A 16,769-nucleotide genomic window follows, 5' to 3' on the forward strand; every position below is an offset into this window, starting at 1 on the left:
ACCCTCGTCCGCCGCCTCCCCGACCGCCGAGCACGAGTAGGGTTCCGCGTCGACACCGACGCCGGCCCCTACAACGTCCACGCCAACGGCGCCCTCGCCGAGCTGCTCCGACTGACAACGCACCGCGGGGACCGCGTCACCGTCCCACGCCCCCGCCGCCACGTTCAGCCACCCTGACCAGACCATCCCCGACCTCGAAGCCGACAGCGTCGAACTCGACCTCCACTGACCCGCGACGAAGATGGACACCACCGACGCACTACCAGGGAGCACCATGACCCGCATCTTCCACGTCAACGGCAAGCCCGTCGACGTCACCGACGCCGCGGCCGTCCAGGCACTCACCCCGGACGAGTACGCCGACCTGCTCACGCAGACCCTCAACGACACCGACGCGAACGACACCGAGATCATCGGACTGCGCCAGGACCAGCCGCCCACCGGCACAGGGTTCATCATCATGAATCCGCCCACAGAGGAGGCCGAGCATGCCTAACCCCGCCCCCACCACGACCGGCACCGACAGCTCCCTCCTTACCCCCATCCAGCGCCAACGCGCACTCACCCTCTCCGACGCACTCTGGCGCCTCCGCACCGGCCAGCACGACGCCGGCGACGACATCACCCTGACCATCCCCGCACCCGCCATCGAAGGCATCGAGAAGATCCTGTTCGCCCTCGCCGAAGGGGATCTGCGGTTCGCGTCCGTGCGGGCCGGTCAGCTGATGGATGGTGTCAGCGCGGCGCTGCGCGATCGCGCAGTGGGGGAGCAGTGGGCGGCGGCGTTCGATCACGCCCGCCAGGACGGACACAACGAGGCCGAGGCGCGTGAGTTCGCCGACGAGTACGCCGCCTACGTGGAGGACCGGCAGTACGAGCTGCGCGACCCCGACCTGCCGATCCCCCTCACCGAGCGAGTACACCCGATGACCGGGGCTGCGCCGTCGTCCGTCACTCTGGATGTGCGCGCGACGATCGTGCGAATAATCCAGCAGCACACCGACGAGCCTGACGAAGAGGCAGGTTTCATCGCCGACGACATCATGGGACGCGCTGAACCTGGGCAGTGAGCTCACGGTCGCCGTCCCGAGGCCGCGGCGCCGCGGCGAGCATGAGTGGCCGTGCGCGCTGTTCTACACCGGCAATTGGAAAGGCCAGCAGCCACGCGCCCGATGCAGCTGCCCGCCGGTAGCGGATGGGTCCGTGTCATGAAGGATCCACGCCAGCTCTCGCAGGCCGAGCTCGACGAGTACCTCGACCAGCTCATCAATGAGGGGAACGATGACAAGCCCCGAGTTCCACCGCGCGTACCAGGTCTGGGAGGAGCTCAACGGCTTGACCCAGACCTCGACCGCACTCCTCGGGGCCCCGCTCACCGGCGGGGCCCGATTTCTGTCCGCGAACACCCCCAACACCGGCCTATACCCAGCAGACGAACGGGAGAGCCATGTGCGACGACATCGACCACGGAGGGCGACGGTGCCCGTCGTCGACAGCCGCAGGGCAGCGGCGTCGGCGTGCGGAGAAGCGTGAGCAGAACGCCGAGAAGCAGCTCGAGGCCTTCATCGGGGCAACCCCGTTCCGGCCGGTCTCTGGCGAGCTGATGCGAATGAGCTCCCGCCCCAGCTACTACGACACCGACGAGTGGATCGAGTACGAAGACACCCTCCGCGCCGCCGCGGAACGCCACGGCATCGAGATCTCGGAACTGCAGCACGCAGACGGGCTCTGGGGAAGGCGCATCTGAACCAGCCGGCGCCTACATCGTCCGTGCGGACAGCTTCGAGCAGGTCACCGACTGGGCGGGAGAGCTCGCAGGACGGTATGAGCAGGACAGCATCATGGCCGGGTTGACTTCGACCCGGACGGACCTGACCGGGTTTACAGCTTCGCCGCCGACACCGGCTCGCAGCTGCAAGTCCAGGAGACTCTCGACATCCTCCGCGCCGCCGGCGCACCAGGTGGCAGGCTCTACGACGGCAAGCTCGAGATCGCCGAACCCGCCGTGTACCCGCTGCCGGCATCCGCCGTGAACGCGATCGCCGCACGTCTCGGCACGTCGCCCACCTTCGCTCGAGCGCACGTCGCGTTCGTGCCAGGCACCGACAGCTACCAGCGCCACCAGCCCATCAAGGAGATCCAATCGCTCAGAGAGCGATACGCCGACGCGCACGGGTTCCCGCAACGCAAACCCATCCCCCGGCTGACCGAGCTCGACGACATCGCTGCAGCGCGAGCCTACGCGGCCGCAGCGCACGAACCCACCCACCCACAGGTCGCCCGGTCTTACCGAAGCCTGCGCCAGCACATCGGCGCGCAGTGGGACATGCTCACGGAAGCCGGCTACACCTTCGAGCCCTGGCACGGAGAGGCCGAGCAGCCCTATGCCGACTCCGCCGCGATGCTCGACGATCTGCGACAGAACAAGCATCTGTTCTACTTCCGCACCGAGGTCTCGCAGCACACCGAAGGCGCTCTACCGCCGGACCACCCGATGGCACGCACCGTGACCGTCACCCTCCCCTCGGGAGAGCGCGCGCCGATGCTCGCCAACGACGTGTTCCGCGCTGTCCACGACGCAATCGCCCACAGTGAAGGGCACCAATTCGGCCCCTACGGGGAGAAGCGCGCCTGGTGGACGCACCGGGCATGTCCTCCCCCGCGAAAGCGCGACTCGCGCTGTGGTGCGAGACGCGCGCACAGAACTGCTGGACCAACGCTGGCCCACACATGACTGCTGAGACCGAGCCCGGACACCCGCGCCTCCTCCGCCGAGGAGAAGAGGGCTGGATCCCGTTGAGTGACCGTCCCTACGCGCAGCAGAAGTGCTGCCGCGTGGACACCGCGCTCCTCTAGCGCGTCAGAGACCTCGGGGCGATCTCGTGCGCCAGCGCCGAGGGGAACACCTCATAGTCCGTCTGTACCGACCGCGAGGATCCTCACGGTCGCATCCTCCTCGAGGAAAGCGGCATTGTAGGTTCCCGCTCGAGATGGCATGAACCCCTCGCGATTCCACGGTAGTTGGCAACGGTTTCAGGGCCAGGATTCCACGCGAAATGGCATTTTCCTACAGTTGGTCCGACTCAACTCAGATGCCCGCTTGGGTGGACGTCCCGCTGTGTGGTGGAGTTTCTCAACACCGTGCGGGTCAGCTGTTTTTGATTATGCCGCGGTCAGTTCCGGGATGGCCACCTCCTCGGGTTCGGTGAGGAGCAGGGGCCATGGAGTGTTCGCTGAAGTAGCGGCGGTCGGCGCCGTCCCATTCGTCGTGCTGCTCGATGAGAACGTGCCCGGCGAGGCGGAGCAGCGCGGCAGGGTTCGGGAAGGTTCCGACGACGTCGGTGCGGCGTTTTGATCTCCTTGTTGACCCGTTCGAGGGCGGTTCGTGGACCAGATCTGACGCCAGTGCTGGAACGGGAACTGGCAGAACGCGAGGAGCTCGTCTTGCGCGTCCTCGAGCATGCCGGCGACTTTCGGATGCGACCGGGTCAGCATGCGCACGACCTTCGTGAACTGCGCGAACACGTGCTCCGTGTCGGGCTGGGCGAAGATCGTGCGGATGATCGACGCGACCATCGGGCCAGCGGTCTTGGGGACCGCGGTGAGCACATTCCGCATGAAATGAACCCGGCAGCGCTGCCAGCTGGCGCCTTGGAACACGGTCTGGATCGCGGCGACCAGCCCGGTGTGCGCGTCGGAGATCACCAGCTTCACCCCGCCGAGCCCACGGGCTTTCAGCGAGCGGAGGAAAGTCGTCCAGAACGGTTGCGACTCGGTCTCCCCGACCCTCGAACCCGAGCACCTCACGGGCGCCCATCCTGCGCGACCCCGACGGCGACGACCACGGCTTGGGAGACGACCCGGCGCCCGACACGGGCTTTGCAGTAGGTCGCGTCGAGGAACACATACGGGTAGGCCTGGTCGGCGAGGGGCCGGTCCCGGAACGCGGCGACGTCCTCGTCCAGGTTCGCGCAGATCCGGGAGACTTCAGACTTGCTGATCCCGGTGTCCGCGCCGAGCGCTTTGACGAGATCGTCGACCTTGCGTGTCGAGACGCCGTGGACGTAGGCCCTCCATCACGACCCGCGAACAGGGCCTGATCGACCCGTCGGCGCCGCTCCAGCAGCGACGGGAAGAACGAACCTTGCCGCAGCTTCGGGATCCGCAGCTCCAGTTCCCCGGCCGTGGTTTGTCAGCGTCCGCGGCGGGTGCCGTTGCGTTGCGTGACCCGGTCCGGGGGTGCGCTCGAACGGGGGCGGCGCCGATGAACGCGGCCGCTTCCGCGTCGATCAGCTCCTGATAGAGCGTCTCGGTCGCTGTCCGGATCCGGTCGGTGACGTCGGTGAGTTTCAGTTCCCCGAGGAGCTCGAGGAGGGCAGACTGGTCTAGAGCCATCGTGCGTTGTGTCTTTCTGTGAGTAGCTTTAGTCGTTCTCACTGACCATCGCACGATGGCTCACCACGTCCTCGACGTGACACCCAGCACCGAGAACTACACCACCCCAGGGGACGTCACCCCCGCTTGCGGCAGGCAGATCGACCTAGAGTGTTGTTAACGACGTGAGCAGCCGCGCCGTTCAGAGGCGAGGGCGATCGCCGACGGGGCGGCTCACTCTTCTCCTCATCCCGGTGTTGCTCAGCGCGACCGGCGTCCTCGATCTCCGCATTCCTTGGCCGTGGCTCCATGGCGAGTCCGCGGGGGATCGTCCGGTCGAGCACTCACCCCTGAGAGCCCTGTCAAGGTGAGCTGGACCGGGACAGCCGCTGGAGTGCTCTATCTCGCGTGGCTGGCGTCCGCAACCCTGCGCCCCGGCGGCAACGGGCTATTCGAGACACAATCCCACGCGCGCGACTCCCGGTCGAAGCTGTTCCGGATGGGGCTCGTCACCAACCTGCTCAACCCCAAGGCCGCTGTCATGTAACTCGCGATCATCCCGCAGTTCATAGATCACGGGCAGGGAAACACGACCGCTCAGGGATTCGTTCTCGGCGGAGTTCAGATCATCGTCAGGATGATCGTCAACTCCCTCATCGTGCTGGGCGCCGGCACAATCTCCGGATTCGTGTCGACGCGACTCACATGGATCCGGCACCCCGCTCGGCGCAGTGGCGGTCACGCTGGCCAGAGAGGTCCCGCAATGCATCTCGCCCCTGAACCGGGCGATCATGCTGCAGGACCTCCGTGAGACGCCGCTCAGATAGACCGTCCTCCGGAAGCTCGACGAGTACGAATGACCCTTTCTGAAGGGATTGAACAGGACTGTTGTTCTGCACAGATTCTGCTAGGTAGAGTGGGATTCCATCCGACGGAACCCGCCGTCGGTGAACAAAGGAGTTCCAGAATGCGCATCGTCTTGGTTCATGGAGGTTGGCAGGGTGGTTGGGCGTGGGACGGCGTTGTCGCTGAGCTCACGAAGGCAGGCCACGAGGTATGGGCCCCAACCTTGCAGGGTCACGGTGACAACGACGACCGTGCAGGTGTCACGCTCTCGACCATGGCGGACAATCTCATCGGCCGGATCGCCGACAAGGGGTGGGACCGGTTCGTCGTAGTCGGCCACAGTGGCGGCGGCCCGCTCATCCAACTCGTAGCTGAGGCGATGCCGGAGCAGGTGGAGCAGGCGATCTTCATCGACGCGTGGGTACTCGCCGACGGCGAGTCGATCAATGCGATCCTCCCCGCCGAGTTGGCGAATTTCGCCCGTGGCACAGCCGCGTCCTCGCCCGACCAGAGCGTGCCGATCCCGCCGCAGCTATTCATGACGGCTTTCTTGCAGGACGGATCGGAGGAGCTTCACGCGCAGGTCGAGCCTCGTCTGGTGCCGTCGCCTGGCGGTTGGCTCGACGAGCCGATCCGTCTTCGGACGGCCGGCACCGGTGACGTGCCGAGCGGCTACATCTTCCTGCAAGAGGATCGGGCTGTGCCGCAGGAGTTGTACCGCGCATCAGCAGACCGGCTCACGAACCCGACGACCGCGAGCTCGCCGGGGAGCCATCAGGCCATGTTGACGCGCCCGGTGGAGCTGGCAGCAGCCATCGTCTCCGTTATGTCGTGACGACGTTTCGCTCTTTCGCGACTTCCGCTGGGACCGTCGCTTACGCCGAATGGCTGCCCGGCGGCCCCGCCCGTGCGACGGTGCTGCTCGTTCACGGCGGGGGGGTGGGCCCCGGTGGCTGGAGTCGAGCGATCGGCGGGCGACCCGGGTGGGCACCCCGTCTCGCCGAAGCCGGATACCGCGCGGTCGTGATGACGTGGCCTGGGTTGTCGGCTGGCGGCGCATGGGACCCCGACACGCGGCTGGATGGGGCGGCGGTCGCCGGCGCGATCGTCGAGCTAATCGCTGCGCTCGGCGGCCCGGTCGTCCTCGTGGTCCACTCCATGTCCGCCGCTTTCGGCTATCGGGTCGCTTTCCACCATCGGGATTCACTGATCGCCCTAGTCGCGCTGGCACCCGCTCCCCCCGGGGACATCCAGCCCGAGCCCGCCGTGCTGGAAGAGGACGCCGATCACATCGTCGTCCAGGGACGCCCGCTCACCTGGAGGCTTCCCCGTCGCGGCTGGTGGCATCCCGGACCAGAGTTCATCGAGGCGAAGCTGGTCGGTGCAAGCGAGCAGTTCCCACCCGGTCACCTGGACGAGCTCCGTTCGCAGCTGGTGCCAATCCCAGCCGGGCTCCTCCTCGAGCGGCAGAACGTCCGCGGTGCGCAGGTCCATATCGGCGACAGGGAGTTGGACGGCCTACCGACCCTCGTGATGGTCGGTACCCACGACACCGATCATCCGATCGAGTCGGACCGCGCGACTGCTGACTGGCTCGCCGAGCGAGGCGGCGATGTCAGGTTCGTCGCGTTGACGGCAGCGAACGTGGCTGGCAACGGCCACATGCTGATGCAGGAGTCGAACAGCGATGCGGTACTCACCCTGGTGACGGAGTGGCTCGGTCCAAATGTGCGCCTGCGGCGGTGAGGATGGTGCAGTTGATCGCGACCCGGGCTCCGGACATCTGTGATGGCCCGACTACAGCAGGAGCCGTTGCTCAGCAAGTTCCTGCAGCAGGAATCGCCAGAGATGCCCGTCGTTGAATGCGTCACCCAGGTCGGGCAGGTCGGCGAGATCGTCGTCATCGATCGGCATAGGCTCGGCCCCTGCCTGCAGAACGGCGAGGTGCACGCGAGCCAGGCTGTCGACATTGATCGCGCGGATGACGGCCTGCGGGACGCTCTCGCCGACGGCCGTGAGGCCGTGACCGCGCAGGATGCCGACCGGCCGCGTGCCGAAATCGTCCGCCATGGCCGTCGCGCGTGCGTGGTTGCGGATCAGCGCAGACGAGGGTGTGCGCGGGGATGCCGCCGCGCGCCATCCGCATAGCGGGGATGTTGAAGGCACCGACAATCGGTAGCAACGTCCGTCCGGTCAGCGAGAACGCGACGACAGCCGGCGGATGCGCGTGGACGACGGATCGAGCCGCAGGATTGCGGCGCAGCAGCTCAAGATGCAGAGACAGCTCGTTCGGCGCCCGGTACCCGCCGGCGAGCTCGAACGATCCCTCAAGGGGCACGGCGAGGATGTCGTCGGCGGTGGTGAACCGCAGCCCCCGCTCCTGCGGTCCGCGGGCTCGGATGAGGACGGTGTCGTCGTCGACCCGCAGGCTGACGTGCCCGAGGATGTCGTCCACGAGCCCCCGGACCGCGAGCACGCGGCAAGCATTGGCGACGAGCATGCGTTCGTCGACGTAGTCGTTCATCATCCACTTCTCCTTCGAGGCGTGATCTCCGATTGCGAATTCCTGGAAAATCTAGCAGAATCAGATTCTGTCTTAAAGAAAACCGGTCTCGACCGACATCATCTTCAAGGCGCGGAATAGGACTCTGACATCAGGAAGCAGCGACCCAATGGCGAGCAAGACGACGATCTTCGAGGACGTGCGGCGCGGCATGATCCCGGCGCACATCTATAACGACGAGGAGATCTTCGAGCAGGAGAAGAGCAAGCTCTTCAGCCGCGCGTGGATTTTCGTCGGACATGAATCCGAGATCCCTCAGCCCGGTGACTACGTGGTGCGGCATGTGCTCGACGACTCGTTTATCGTCGTGCGCGATGAGAGTGGTGAGATTCGGGCGCACTTCAACATGTGCCTGCACCGCGGGATGCAGGTGTGCCGCGCCGAGGTCGGCAACGCCTCCCACTTCCGTTGCCCCTACCACGGGTGGTCATACCGCAACGACGGCCGGATTATGGGCCTCCCGTTCCACGAGGAGGCCTACGGGGGTGAGGCAGGGTTCAACAAGAAGGGTGCACGACTGCTCCCGGCGCCGAACCTGGACACATACAACGGTCTGATCTTCATCAGCATGGACCCGAACGCGCCGACCCTGCGGGAATACATCGGCGACTTCGCGTTCTACCTCGACTACTACACCGGGCAGAGCGCCAAGGGCATCGAGCTGCGTGGCCCGCAGCGGTGGCGCGTCAACGCGAACTGGAAGATCGGCGCCGAGAACTTCGCCGGCGACATGTATCACACGCCCCAGACCCACACCTCGGTCGTCGAGATCGGGTTGTTCCGTGAGCCGAAGGCGGAGAAGCGCAAGGACGGCAACACGTACTGGGCCGGCAACGGCGGCGGCACGACCTACAAGCTCCCGCCGGGCAGCCTCGAGGAGCGGCTGCGCTACGTCGGATATCCCGACGCGATGATCGAGCGGATGAAGGAGCAATGGTCGCCTGAGCAGCTCGATGTGATTGGCCGTGACGGGTTTATGATCTCAGCGGCATCGCTCTTCCCGAACATGAGTTTCGTGCACAACTGGCCGAAGGTGGAGGACGGGGACGACGTGCTGCCCTTCATCTCGATCCGTTCGTGGCAGCCCATTAGCGAGAACGAGACGGAGGTCTACTCCTGGTTCGCGGTCGATGCCGAGGCGCCGGAGGAGTTCAAGGAGCTCTCGTACAAGGCCTACCTTATGTGCTTCGGTAGCACGGGAATGTTCGAGCAGGACGATGTCGAGAACTGGGTCTCGCTGACCACGACTGCCAAGGGTTCGATGGCTCGACGGCTCCTGCTCAACAGTCGGATGGGGACTCTCAAAGACGACACTCCGGTCGTCGCTGCGCTGACGCCTGAACAGTTCGCCGGTCCAGGCGTCGCGCACGTTGGTTACGGCGAGTACAACCAGCGTCATCTGCTCGATCGCTGGGCCGACTACCTCGACACCGATGACGAAGTCGAGGTGCAGGTCGCGAGCATCGGTACAGGCATCACCAACAACGGGGAGGCACCCGCATGATGAACACCGAGACCGGTGTCCAGATATCCGAGCAATCGCCTCTCGGCGCCCACGCCACGCGCGCCGATCGAGTCGGGCGGTCCCTACTGTTCTCCGACGAACTGCATCTCGAGGCGCATCGTTGGTTGATTGAAGAGGCTTACACCCTCGACGAGCAACGGTACGAGCACTGGCTTGAGACGCTTACAGAGGATATTCACTACATCATGCCGGTGCGTCAGACGACGGCTCTCGGGTCTTCCTTCACGACGGCGAGGGGGATGTCGCACTGGGACGAGAATAAGTACTCGCTCAGCCGCCGGGTCGCGCGATTCCTGACTGAACACGCTTGGACGGAGGACCCTCCCTCACGCCTGCGTCACTACGTGACGAACGTGCGCGTGTTCCTGTCCTCGGTCGAGGACGAGCTCATCGTCGACTCCGCCGTCCTGCTGTTCCGCAGCCGGGGAGACGTCAACGAGCCGTCAATCATCTCCGCTCACCGCGAGGACGTATTGCGTCGCGTCGGTGACGACCTGCAGTTGGCACGTCGGGTGATCATGGTGGACGAGTCGGTGCTCCGCACCCAGAACCTGGCGATCTTCCTGTGAGCGGCCTCGACTGGGAGGGTGCCGACGTCGATCGTGATGCCGCGGCGGCTGCGGCGGCGGAGCGCGAGCGTCTTATTGCCCGCACCGTCGGAGAGCCGCTCGTCATCGCCAACGAGTTTTCGGAGATCGAAGTGCGCCGCGTGGAAACTCACAACGGCACGAGGCTACTGATCGACGCCCCGAAAACTGGCCAGTGGATCGCGATCGACCCCATGGAACTCGAGGCCCTGACCTGGCAGACCACGCAGACGTTCTCCGAGATGATCGCGCGGCCTGACCAGCCGATGTTTCCCGAAATGCGACCGCAGTAGAAAAGGAGAGACCGATGGCACGGATCATCGCCGACCGCAGCGCCTGCCAGGGCTACGCCAATTGCGTTGTCGCCGCGGGCGACTACTTCGACCTAGATGACGACGCCCTAGTGATCGTTCTGCGCGAGGACCTGCCCGACAGTGACCGCAAGCGAGTAGAGGAGGCGGCGCGCAGCTGCCCCGTCTCCGCCTTGGTTGTGGAGGACTGACGTGTCGCGGGTCGTCATCGTCGGCGCCTCTGTTGGTGGGCTCAAGACCGCCCAAGCCCTTCGAAGCGAGGGATTCGAGGGCGAGATCGTCCTGATTGACCAGGAACGCCATCCCACCTACGACAAACCTCCGCTCTCGAAGAAGTACCTCACCGGTGAGACGGCGCGACACGAGATCGAGCTTCTCTCCGAGCACGAGACGCGGGGGATCGGAGCCATCTCAATCTTCGGCACGCCCGCGGCATCCCTCAACCTCGAAGGCCAGGTTGTGACGCTCGAGGACGGTACAGCCGTCTCATACGACACACTCGTGATCGCCACCGGGTCACGCGCCCGTCGCTCTCCGTGGGGTGAAGGTGAGCATATTCACTTGCTGCGTACCAGCGGCGATGCCGAGCGCTTGCGGGATGAGCTGGCCACAGCGCGGCACCTTGTGGTCATCGGCGCAGGCTTCATCGGGGGGGAGGCTGCCGCAACGGCGATCACGGCGGGCGTACGGGTCAGCATGGTTGACCCGTTCCCGGCGCCGATGTCGCGGGTGCTCAATGCCGAAGTCGGCCAGATCTTCAGCCGCAAGTATGCCCAGGAGGGCGTCGAGGAGTACTTCGGAAGGACAGTCGAAGGCGTCGAACAGACGGCAGACGGGGTGCGCGTGGTGCTCGATGGCGGCGAGATCATCGAGGCCGATGCAGCTCTCGTCGGTATCGGAGCTGTGGTCAACACAGAGTGGCTCGAGGGTTCCGGCATCGAACTCGACAACGGGGTGACCTGCGACTCTGGGCTGCGGGCCATCGGGCATCCTGAGATCTTTGCCGTCGGCGATATCGCACGTTGGGCGAGTGCGTCGCGCAACGTCTCGCTGCGCCTCGAACATTGGACCAATGCCGTTGATCAGGCTCGCGTCGTCGCACACAACATCGTCCACCCTGATGATTGCGAGGACTACGACACGACCGAGTATGTCTGGAGCGACCAGTACGACTGGAAGATCCAGATCGTCGGGCATACCGGATCTGATCACTGGACGATGGTGGGCGACCCTGCGCAGGACCGCTTCGCCGTCGTGTACGGCGAGAGCCAAGGGCAGGCCGAAGGTGCCGTCATCGTGAACTGGCCGCGTGCCCTCGTCGACGCCCGCCGCTCGGTCGCCTCGCGAGCGAAGGCGGACGAGCTGATACATCGGCTGCGCGCCCTCCTCGAGCCCTCGAGCACGGCTCCGGCGAAGGCGGCCGCCCGATGAGAGCTGACGACACCACCCTCCCCCTCCTGCACGGTCACCGCATCCCGCGAATCGGGGTGGGCACGTGGCCACTCACGGGAGACGAGTGCGCAACGATGGTCGAGAAGGCGGTCGGCTACGGTTACCGCCTGTTCGATACGGCGTACAAGTACGCGAATGAGGAGGCCGTCGGTGCCGGTCTGCGTGCATCGGGCATCCCTCGTGACGAGGTCTTCATCACGAGCAAGTTCAACAAGGAGGACCACAGCGTCGAGGGAGTGCAGCGCGCGTACGACCGATCGCTGAAGACCCTTCGCGTCGACTACCTCGATCTGTTCCTGATCCATTGGCCGGTTCCGGCCCTCGACCGATACGTCGAAGCGTGGAAGGGTCTGGTGAGACTGCTCGAAGAGGGACGAGTGAAGGCGATCGGCGTCTCCAACTTCAAGTCTCACCACCTTCAGCGCGTCGTCGACGCGACCGGTGTCGTCCCCGACGTCGATCAGATCCAGCTCAGCGTCGACATCGCCCGTGTCGAACAGCGCAGCTTCCAGCGCGCTCACGGCATCCTGACCGAGGCGTGGAGCCCGCTCGGACGCGGAGGAGCCCTGCTGTCCGATCCCGCGGTGACCGCGATCGCGTCGAAGTATGACAAGTCGCCCGCACAGGTCCTACTGCGCTGGCACATCGAGGAAGGGATCGTTCCCGTCCCGCGCGCCGGCGATGAGAAGCATCTCGCGCAGAACATCGACGTCTTCGATTTCACGCTCAGCTCGGAGGATATGGCGACGCTGAGTGGGCTGGATCAAGGCGAAGAAGCCGCCCGCGACCCGGACGATCCGGCCAACGGGCACTGAGGCCCACGGCGGCGGGTCGGTCGCTCCCGCAGCCACGCTCATCAGCGGCGTGTTCGCGTGCGCAGCGCATCCATGGGCGCTACGACGACCCGGGCCGGTTCACCCCAACAGTTCGGCGAGGCGGATCGCGGCGTCCTGCAGTGACCGCGCTAGGGACTTGACCTTGCCCGGCGGTAACCGCTGCACGGGCGCGGAGGCGTTGATCGCCAGTCGCAGTCCCGACGAGACGTGGACCGGGACCGCGACGCTCGCCACGCCGTCCTCGCTTTCCTGCCGATTCACGGCATAACCGTCCAGTCGTGTCCGAACCAGTTCGGCGACGAGTTCGTCTCGGGAACGTATGGAGTTCGGTGTGACGATCTCGAGCTGCTCGTCCGGGTACAGCCGGAAGAGCTGCTCGTCGCTCAGCTCGGCAAGCAGCGCCTTGCCGGTCGAGGTGCAATGCGCCGGCAGGGTCTTGCCCAGTCTCGAAACCACGCGCACGGCCACATCGGGCTCGGCAACGGCGAGGAATCGGACATGGTTGCCCTCGAGCGTGCCCAGGTGGCAGGTCTCACCGAGGGCGGCGCTGAGGTCCTCGAGGATCGGCTGCGCCAGTCTCGGGACATCCATCCTGCGCAGCACCGAGAAGGCCACCGTCGTCAGCGCCGGGCCAGGGCCGTAAGCCTTGGTCACCGGGTTCTGCCGCACGAAGCCGCGCCATGCCAGCATCGCGAGAAGTCGGTGCGCGGTCGAGGTCGCCACCCCGAGGAGGGCACCGGCGTCCGTGAGCCGCAGCTCGTGCTCCTCACCCAGCAGCAGGATCAGCTTCAGCGCGTTGTCGACCGACTCGATCGGATACTGGGGTGGATCGCCCGGCGACCCGAGCTGTCGATTCTGCACGGCAGAAAGCTTACTTGCAACGTGGGCGCGCTCCTCCTGCACCGCGCGCTCCGATGCCGACCCGACAGGCGGGAGGATCGTCTCCGCGGTGCCACTGCAGCCCGTGCCACCCCACGCCGCCCGCGTGGCTCCCTGTGACGGCCCCGACGGCCCAGGCGCTCTACGGTCGGAGCAGGACCTTCAGGCTGCTGGACGCGTCGCGGGACTGCTCGAAGGCGGCGGCGGCATCGTCGAAGGCGAACTCGTGGGTCGCCAGCGGCGACAGATCGATCCCCTGGGCGTCGGACGCCTGACGATCGACTCGAGGACGGCCTCGTACTCGCGATGAGCGATGGCGAACGACTGCGGGTGCCACAACTGATAGATGTGTAAGCAGCGTTCCGGGTAGGAGTCCACTACCCGCCCCAACGGGATGTCTGCACGCGCGACGCAGCAGCGGAGGAACGCGTGGTGCGCCACCAGCCAGGCGTCCATGTCACCGACTGCCAGCGCCGCATCCATTAGCGTCCCGTACTCGCGCGAAGCGCCGATCTCGGAGCGCAGCATCCGTCCACCGTCCGGCGCGCGCCTAAGGACTCCAGCTGAAGCCGGACACCGTAGAGCTGGTCGACCTCTTCTACGTCCGGGTGATACACCGTCGCTCGGCGATGGTATCGGCCTCGTTTGAGCCTTTCTTCCCGCAGCAAGCGAAACGCCTCGTGCAAATGACCTCCCCGTCGATCCAGGTCTTTCAACTTTCCATCCTGCGTGAGGCGGCAGTGGCGGTGACACTCCACTGCTCGGAAGAGCACTATTTCGCGCTATTGATCCGGACCCCGATGGTCGGAAGCTGTTCAGTGCCGCGTCATCGGCGCAATACGCTGGGAGACGGGGCTTCCTCTGCCCCGGGAGGACACCATGCAACCAGATAACCTCACGGTCACGGCTCGGGTGGCGCGCACAGCCGTCCCCGGGCGGCTGGACGATCTCACCGAGTGGGCGCATGGTTTCACCGGCCGGGCCCAGTCGTTCCCCGGCTACCGGGAGTCGAAGGTCCGAGTCTCGGAACGGCACCGGCGCCAGGTTGTCGTCGAGATCACGTTCGCTTCCCCCCATGACCTCATCCGGTGGGAGGACAGTAAGGAGCGGCAGGCGCACCTGCAACAGGCCGTGCCGCTCACGATCGGGCAGGCCCGTCCACTGACTCCGGACGCCCTCACCGGTGCAATCCCGACGGCCGGTCCCGCGCGCCCGCGGTGGTGGACGGCGATTTTAGTGTGGATCGCGCTGGTACCGCCTGCCATGTTCAACGCCTACTTCATCGCTCCGCTCCTGACCGGCCTGCCGCCGTACCTCCAGATCCTATGTACGACGCCACTGACCGTCGCGTGCGTCATCTGGGTGATGTTGCCTCTATTGCACGCGCTCGAGGAGAGCATCCGCCACTGGCTCGCGTGGCGGCGCGGGCGCTGAGCGTCTGCCCCATTAGGCGCTGTCGCGGCGGGCAAAGCCCTCTCCGCTCCCTCTTGTCAATCTTGCCTACCTTGGTGAGGGGCATGTCGTCGACGGCGATCAGCCGCTCGGGGGTGCTTATGCTTAGCCACCCCGGCGGACTCCATGGCGGCGCGGATCCGTTCGAGCCCGAGCGGGCCGCCCTCCTTGAGACTCACGTAGACGCATACCCGCTCGCTGAACACGGGGTCGAGCATCGCGACGGCGGCCGCTAGATCGAAGCTGTCATAGCGGTAGACGAGGTCCTCCACCTCTTCGCACGAAATCTTCTCGCTGCCTCGGTTGATCATGTCGAGATGTAGCCATCCTCGGTGAAGGACCGCGCGTTCGTCTCAGGTGCGCGGTAGCATCCGCGCGGGGTGTAGCGGATCGGTTTCCTGCTCGAGCATAGATCGACGGCTCATCAGATGCCTCCAGAGTTCTTTTCGTCGGTTATGTCGGTGTGGTGATCAGCGGCGGCGCTGGCGCTTGCCGCCCCAGAACGCGCGGACTGCCATGGTGATCGCTTCGTCTTTGGTGAGGCGATCACCACGGGCCGCGGCTTCGTCGCGTGCCTGGTTGATGTACTCGAAGACGTCCGGAGGTAGTCGGAAGGTCGCGGGGTGTTTTTCGATGCGCTGGACATTGTACGGGCCGCGCTTCTTGCCGGTGCGGGGCGACGTGTCACACCCCAATCAGGGCGGCTTCGACGTCGTCATCGGCAACCCACCCTACGTCAACCGGCGCGAGCTCAGCTACCGCATCACCGGCTTCGAGACAGACAACGTCGACGACATCTACGCCTCCTGCTGCGAGCGCTCGGCGCAGATCACGCGCCCGGATGGCCGGCTCAGCCTGATCGTTCCCATCCGCAGCCAGTTCGCCGATCGCGACGAGTCACTGCGGAAGTTCTACGAGCGGCGGTTCGATGCGATCTGGGTGAGCACCTTCCAGGAACGCCCGGCTGCCCTGTTCCAGGTGAAGGTGCGCAGCACGATCATCACCGCCGCCGGGTATGGCAGCGTCTCCGAGCTGCACACGACGCTCACCCACAGCTGGATCGAGGCGTTCCGTCCGCATCTGATGGCGACACTGCGGTATTCGCTTCGGCCCGCCGGCTCGCGGACCCCGAACTGGATGCGCGCCAGCAGCGACGCGATGTTCGAGCTGATCGACACGCTGCTTGCGAAGGGCACGATCTCCTCGACGCCGCTTGTCCGTGTGAGCGACTACTCCGTCGGTTTCAAGAAGACCGCCACGTACTTCCTGAGCACGTACACGGTGCCGCCGGTCACCTACGACAAGACCACGCACGCCACGGTGCCCCTCAACGAGGGGAAGCTGTTCGTTCAGAACCGGAAGGACCAGCTCGCGGCCAGCGCGATCGCGGCGTCGCGGCTGGCGTTCCTGTGGTGGACGTTCACGGGCGACTGCTTCAACGTCACCAAGGGCACGATGTCGCAGATCCCATTCTCCCCGCACGCTTACGGGCAGGACACGTTCGATGCTCTGGTGGAGCTCGGCGAGAGGATCGAGGAGGCGCTGCCGGCCGTGCGCTCCTGGGATCTCAACTCCGGGAAGTACGTGGGCGGGTACGCGATCCCCGAACTGCGTCATCTCACCGGTCAGGCCGACGAGATCATGCTGGAGGCGATCGGCCGCATCGATCTGCTGCCGGAGATCCAGTACGCCCACGCCCGGATGTACAAGAGCACCGGGATTTCCGCGACGACACTGCGAAAGTTGCCGTTCGAGGTCGAGGTGTGACGCGCGACATCCGCACGGGTCCTTTGCCCTCGAGCGACTGCGATCGTTCGTCCGGGTCAGGATCCTCTGAGTGATGGATATGACAGGTAGGCGCTACCGGATGAGTTGACCCATCTCCCAGTCGCCGAGAGGGATCGTCCGACAAGTTCTGTCAGCGGTCCAAGCGGGACGGTGGCG

Annotated in this window: 21 protein-coding genes and 2 pseudogenes; 16 read left to right on the forward strand and 7 right to left on the reverse strand. The window is 65.6% G+C overall.

Annotation, left to right across the window (positions count from 1 at the left end; all coding sequences use genetic code 11):
- The first annotated feature begins 274 nt into the window (after positions 1-274).
- From AB1285_RS23235 to AB1285_RS23255, 5 genes are all read left to right on the forward strand, one after another.
- On the forward strand, positions 275-496 hold the full coding sequence (locus tag AB1285_RS23235; RefSeq protein WP_005050716.1) for a hypothetical protein: 222 nt from the start codon (positions 275-277) through the stop codon (positions 494-496).
- The gene (locus tag AB1285_RS23240; protein WP_429977942.1) at positions 489-1,070 is read left to right on the forward strand and encodes a hypothetical protein; all 582 of its coding nucleotides are present in this window, start codon (positions 489-491) and stop codon (positions 1,068-1,070) included. The genes AB1285_RS23235 and AB1285_RS23240 overlap by 8 nt, the downstream gene beginning before the upstream one ends.
- Before the next feature lie 377 nt (positions 1,071-1,447).
- Complete coding sequence (locus tag AB1285_RS23245; RefSeq protein WP_429977943.1) at positions 1,448-1,747, forward strand: hypothetical protein; 300 nt, start codon at positions 1,448-1,450, stop codon at positions 1,745-1,747.
- A gap of 258 nt (positions 1,748-2,005) precedes the next feature.
- On the forward strand, positions 2,006-2,734 hold the full coding sequence (locus AB1285_RS23250) for a hypothetical protein (protein ID WP_429977944.1): 729 nt from the start codon (positions 2,006-2,008) through the stop codon (positions 2,732-2,734).
- Positions 2,731-2,856, forward strand: a complete 126-nt coding sequence (locus tag AB1285_RS23255; RefSeq protein ID WP_429977945.1) for a hypothetical protein — start codon at positions 2,731-2,733, stop codon at positions 2,854-2,856. The genes AB1285_RS23250 and AB1285_RS23255 overlap by 4 nt, the downstream gene beginning before the upstream one ends.
- A 292-nt stretch (positions 2,857-3,148) precedes the next feature.
- Here AB1285_RS23255 and AB1285_RS23260 read toward each other — a convergent pair.
- Positions 3,149-4,395: pseudogene (locus AB1285_RS23260) on the reverse strand (IS256 family transposase).
- A gap of 373 nt (positions 4,396-4,768) precedes the next feature.
- Between AB1285_RS23260 and AB1285_RS23265 the strand changes: the two are divergent.
- The 3 genes from AB1285_RS23265 to AB1285_RS23275 all read left to right on the forward strand — a co-directional run bounded on the left by AB1285_RS23265 (position 4,769) and on the right by AB1285_RS23275 (position 6,966).
- Entirely contained in the window at positions 4,769-4,921 is a 153-nt protein-coding gene (locus tag AB1285_RS23265) for a LysE family transporter (RefSeq protein ID WP_212743478.1), read from the forward strand.
- A gap of 420 nt (positions 4,922-5,341) precedes the next feature.
- A complete protein-coding gene (locus tag AB1285_RS23270) occupies positions 5,342-6,055 on the forward strand; it encodes an alpha/beta fold hydrolase (protein WP_005050723.1) in 714 nt (237 codons plus the stop codon).
- 80 nt (positions 6,056-6,135) lie between these two features.
- Positions 6,136-6,966, forward strand: a complete 831-nt coding sequence (locus AB1285_RS23275) for an alpha/beta fold hydrolase (protein ID WP_319033552.1) — start codon at positions 6,136-6,138, stop codon at positions 6,964-6,966.
- Between the two features lie 51 nt (positions 6,967-7,017).
- Here the strand turns inward: AB1285_RS23275 and AB1285_RS23280 are convergent, their stop codons facing one another.
- Both AB1285_RS23280 and AB1285_RS23285 read right to left on the reverse strand, forming a co-directional pair.
- On the reverse strand, positions 7,018-7,290 hold the full coding sequence (locus tag AB1285_RS23280) for a class II aldolase/adducin family protein (protein ID WP_429977946.1): 273 nt from the start codon (positions 7,288-7,290) through the stop codon (positions 7,018-7,020).
- Positions 7,291-7,435: 145 nt separating this feature from the next.
- A pseudogene (locus AB1285_RS23285) lies at positions 7,436-7,747 on the reverse strand (class II aldolase/adducin family protein); the annotation flags it as partial.
- Positions 7,748-7,892: 145 nt separating this feature from the next.
- Between AB1285_RS23285 and AB1285_RS23290 the strand changes: the two are divergent.
- From AB1285_RS23290 to AB1285_RS23315, 6 genes are read left to right on the forward strand one after another with little or no spacing between them, the layout of a single operon-like run.
- Positions 7,893-9,287: an aromatic-ring-hydroxylating dioxygenase subunit alpha gene (locus AB1285_RS23290; RefSeq protein ID WP_005050729.1), complete on the forward strand. Its 1,395-nt coding sequence runs from the start codon at positions 7,893-7,895 to the stop codon at positions 9,285-9,287.
- On the forward strand, positions 9,284-9,877 hold the full coding sequence (locus AB1285_RS23295; protein ID WP_005050730.1) for a 3-phenylpropionate/cinnamic acid dioxygenase subunit beta: 594 nt from the start codon (positions 9,284-9,286) through the stop codon (positions 9,875-9,877). The genes AB1285_RS23290 and AB1285_RS23295 overlap by 4 nt, the downstream gene beginning before the upstream one ends.
- The gene (locus AB1285_RS23300; protein ID WP_005050731.1) at positions 9,874-10,188 is read left to right on the forward strand and encodes a hypothetical protein; all 315 of its coding nucleotides are present in this window, start codon (positions 9,874-9,876) and stop codon (positions 10,186-10,188) included. The genes AB1285_RS23295 and AB1285_RS23300 overlap by 4 nt, the downstream gene beginning before the upstream one ends.
- Positions 10,189-10,202: 14 nt before the next feature.
- Positions 10,203-10,397, forward strand: a complete 195-nt coding sequence (locus AB1285_RS23305; protein ID WP_005050734.1) for a ferredoxin — start codon at positions 10,203-10,205, stop codon at positions 10,395-10,397.
- Between the two features lies 1 nt (position 10,398).
- Complete coding sequence (locus AB1285_RS23310; RefSeq protein WP_005050737.1) at positions 10,399-11,637, forward strand: NAD(P)/FAD-dependent oxidoreductase; 1,239 nt, start codon at positions 10,399-10,401, stop codon at positions 11,635-11,637.
- Complete coding sequence (locus AB1285_RS23315) at positions 11,634-12,473, forward strand: aldo/keto reductase (protein WP_005050739.1); 840 nt, start codon at positions 11,634-11,636, stop codon at positions 12,471-12,473. The genes AB1285_RS23310 and AB1285_RS23315 overlap by 4 nt, the downstream gene beginning before the upstream one ends.
- Before the next feature lie 99 nt (positions 12,474-12,572).
- Here AB1285_RS23315 and AB1285_RS23320 read toward each other — a convergent pair whose 3' ends face one another.
- Positions 12,573-13,355 (reverse strand): IclR family transcriptional regulator, encoded by a 783-nt coding sequence (locus AB1285_RS23320; RefSeq protein WP_039712028.1) that lies wholly within the window; start codon positions 13,353-13,355, stop codon positions 12,573-12,575.
- Between the two features lie 180 nt (positions 13,356-13,535).
- On the reverse strand, positions 13,536-13,901 hold the full coding sequence (locus tag AB1285_RS23325; protein ID WP_135012837.1) for a hypothetical protein: 366 nt from the start codon (positions 13,899-13,901) through the stop codon (positions 13,536-13,538).
- Positions 13,902-14,252: 351 nt separating this feature from the next.
- Between AB1285_RS23325 and AB1285_RS23330 the strand changes: the two genes are divergently transcribed.
- On the forward strand, positions 14,253-14,807 hold the full coding sequence (locus AB1285_RS23330) for a hypothetical protein (protein ID WP_005050743.1): 555 nt from the start codon (positions 14,253-14,255) through the stop codon (positions 14,805-14,807).
- 56 nt (positions 14,808-14,863) lie between these two features.
- Here the strand turns inward: AB1285_RS23330 and AB1285_RS23335 are convergent, their stop codons facing one another.
- Together AB1285_RS23335 and AB1285_RS23340 are read right to left on the reverse strand one after the other, a co-directional pair.
- Positions 14,864-15,136, reverse strand: a complete 273-nt coding sequence (locus AB1285_RS23335) for a hypothetical protein (RefSeq protein ID WP_429977947.1) — start codon at positions 15,134-15,136, stop codon at positions 14,864-14,866.
- A gap of 159 nt (positions 15,137-15,295) precedes the next feature.
- Positions 15,296-15,520 (reverse strand): hypothetical protein, encoded by a 225-nt coding sequence (locus AB1285_RS23340; protein ID WP_039712023.1) that lies wholly within the window; start codon positions 15,518-15,520, stop codon positions 15,296-15,298.
- On the opposite strand from AB1285_RS23340, the gene AB1285_RS23345 reads away from it, so the two are divergent.
- Positions 15,507-16,592 (forward strand): SAM-dependent methyltransferase, encoded by a 1,086-nt coding sequence (locus tag AB1285_RS23345; RefSeq protein ID WP_039712022.1) that lies wholly within the window; start codon positions 15,507-15,509, stop codon positions 16,590-16,592. The genes AB1285_RS23340 and AB1285_RS23345 overlap by 14 nt on opposite strands.
- The last annotated feature ends 177 nt before the right edge of the window (positions 16,593-16,769 follow it).

This window comes from Microbacterium sp. NRRL B-14842 (assembly GCF_050470785.1).

Coding starts and splice junctions, on each gene's coding strand:
- AB1285_RS23235 (WP_005050716.1), top strand. CDS start 275: ATGACCCGCATCTTCCACGTCAACGGCAAGCCCGTCGACGTCACCGAC.
- AB1285_RS23240 (WP_429977942.1), top strand. CDS start 489: ATGCCTAACCCCGCCCCCACCACGACCGGCACCGACAGCTCCCTCCTT.
- AB1285_RS23245 (WP_429977943.1), top strand. CDS start 1,448: ATGTGCGACGACATCGACCACGGAGGGCGACGGTGCCCGTCGTCGACA.
- AB1285_RS23255 (WP_429977945.1), top strand. CDS start 2,731: ATGACTGCTGAGACCGAGCCCGGACACCCGCGCCTCCTCCGCCGAGGA.
- AB1285_RS23270 (WP_005050723.1), top strand. CDS start 5,342: ATGCGCATCGTCTTGGTTCATGGAGGTTGGCAGGGTGGTTGGGCGTGG.
- AB1285_RS23280 (WP_429977946.1), bottom strand. CDS start 7,290: ATGGCGGACGATTTCGGCACGCGGCCGGTCGGCATCCTGCGCGGTCAC.
- AB1285_RS23290 (WP_005050729.1), top strand. CDS start 7,893: ATGGCGAGCAAGACGACGATCTTCGAGGACGTGCGGCGCGGCATGATC.
- AB1285_RS23295 (WP_005050730.1), top strand. CDS start 9,284: ATGATGAACACCGAGACCGGTGTCCAGATATCCGAGCAATCGCCTCTC.
- AB1285_RS23305 (WP_005050734.1), top strand. CDS start 10,203: ATGGCACGGATCATCGCCGACCGCAGCGCCTGCCAGGGCTACGCCAAT.
- AB1285_RS23315 (WP_005050739.1), top strand. CDS start 11,634: ATGAGAGCTGACGACACCACCCTCCCCCTCCTGCACGGTCACCGCATC.
- AB1285_RS23325 (WP_135012837.1), bottom strand. CDS start 13,901: ATGCTGCGCTCCGAGATCGGCGCTTCGCGCGAGTACGGGACGCTAATG.
- AB1285_RS23330 (WP_005050743.1), top strand. CDS start 14,253: ATGCAACCAGATAACCTCACGGTCACGGCTCGGGTGGCGCGCACAGCC.
- AB1285_RS23335 (WP_429977947.1), bottom strand. CDS start 15,136: ATGATCAACCGAGGCAGCGAGAAGATTTCGTGCGAAGAGGTGGAGGAC.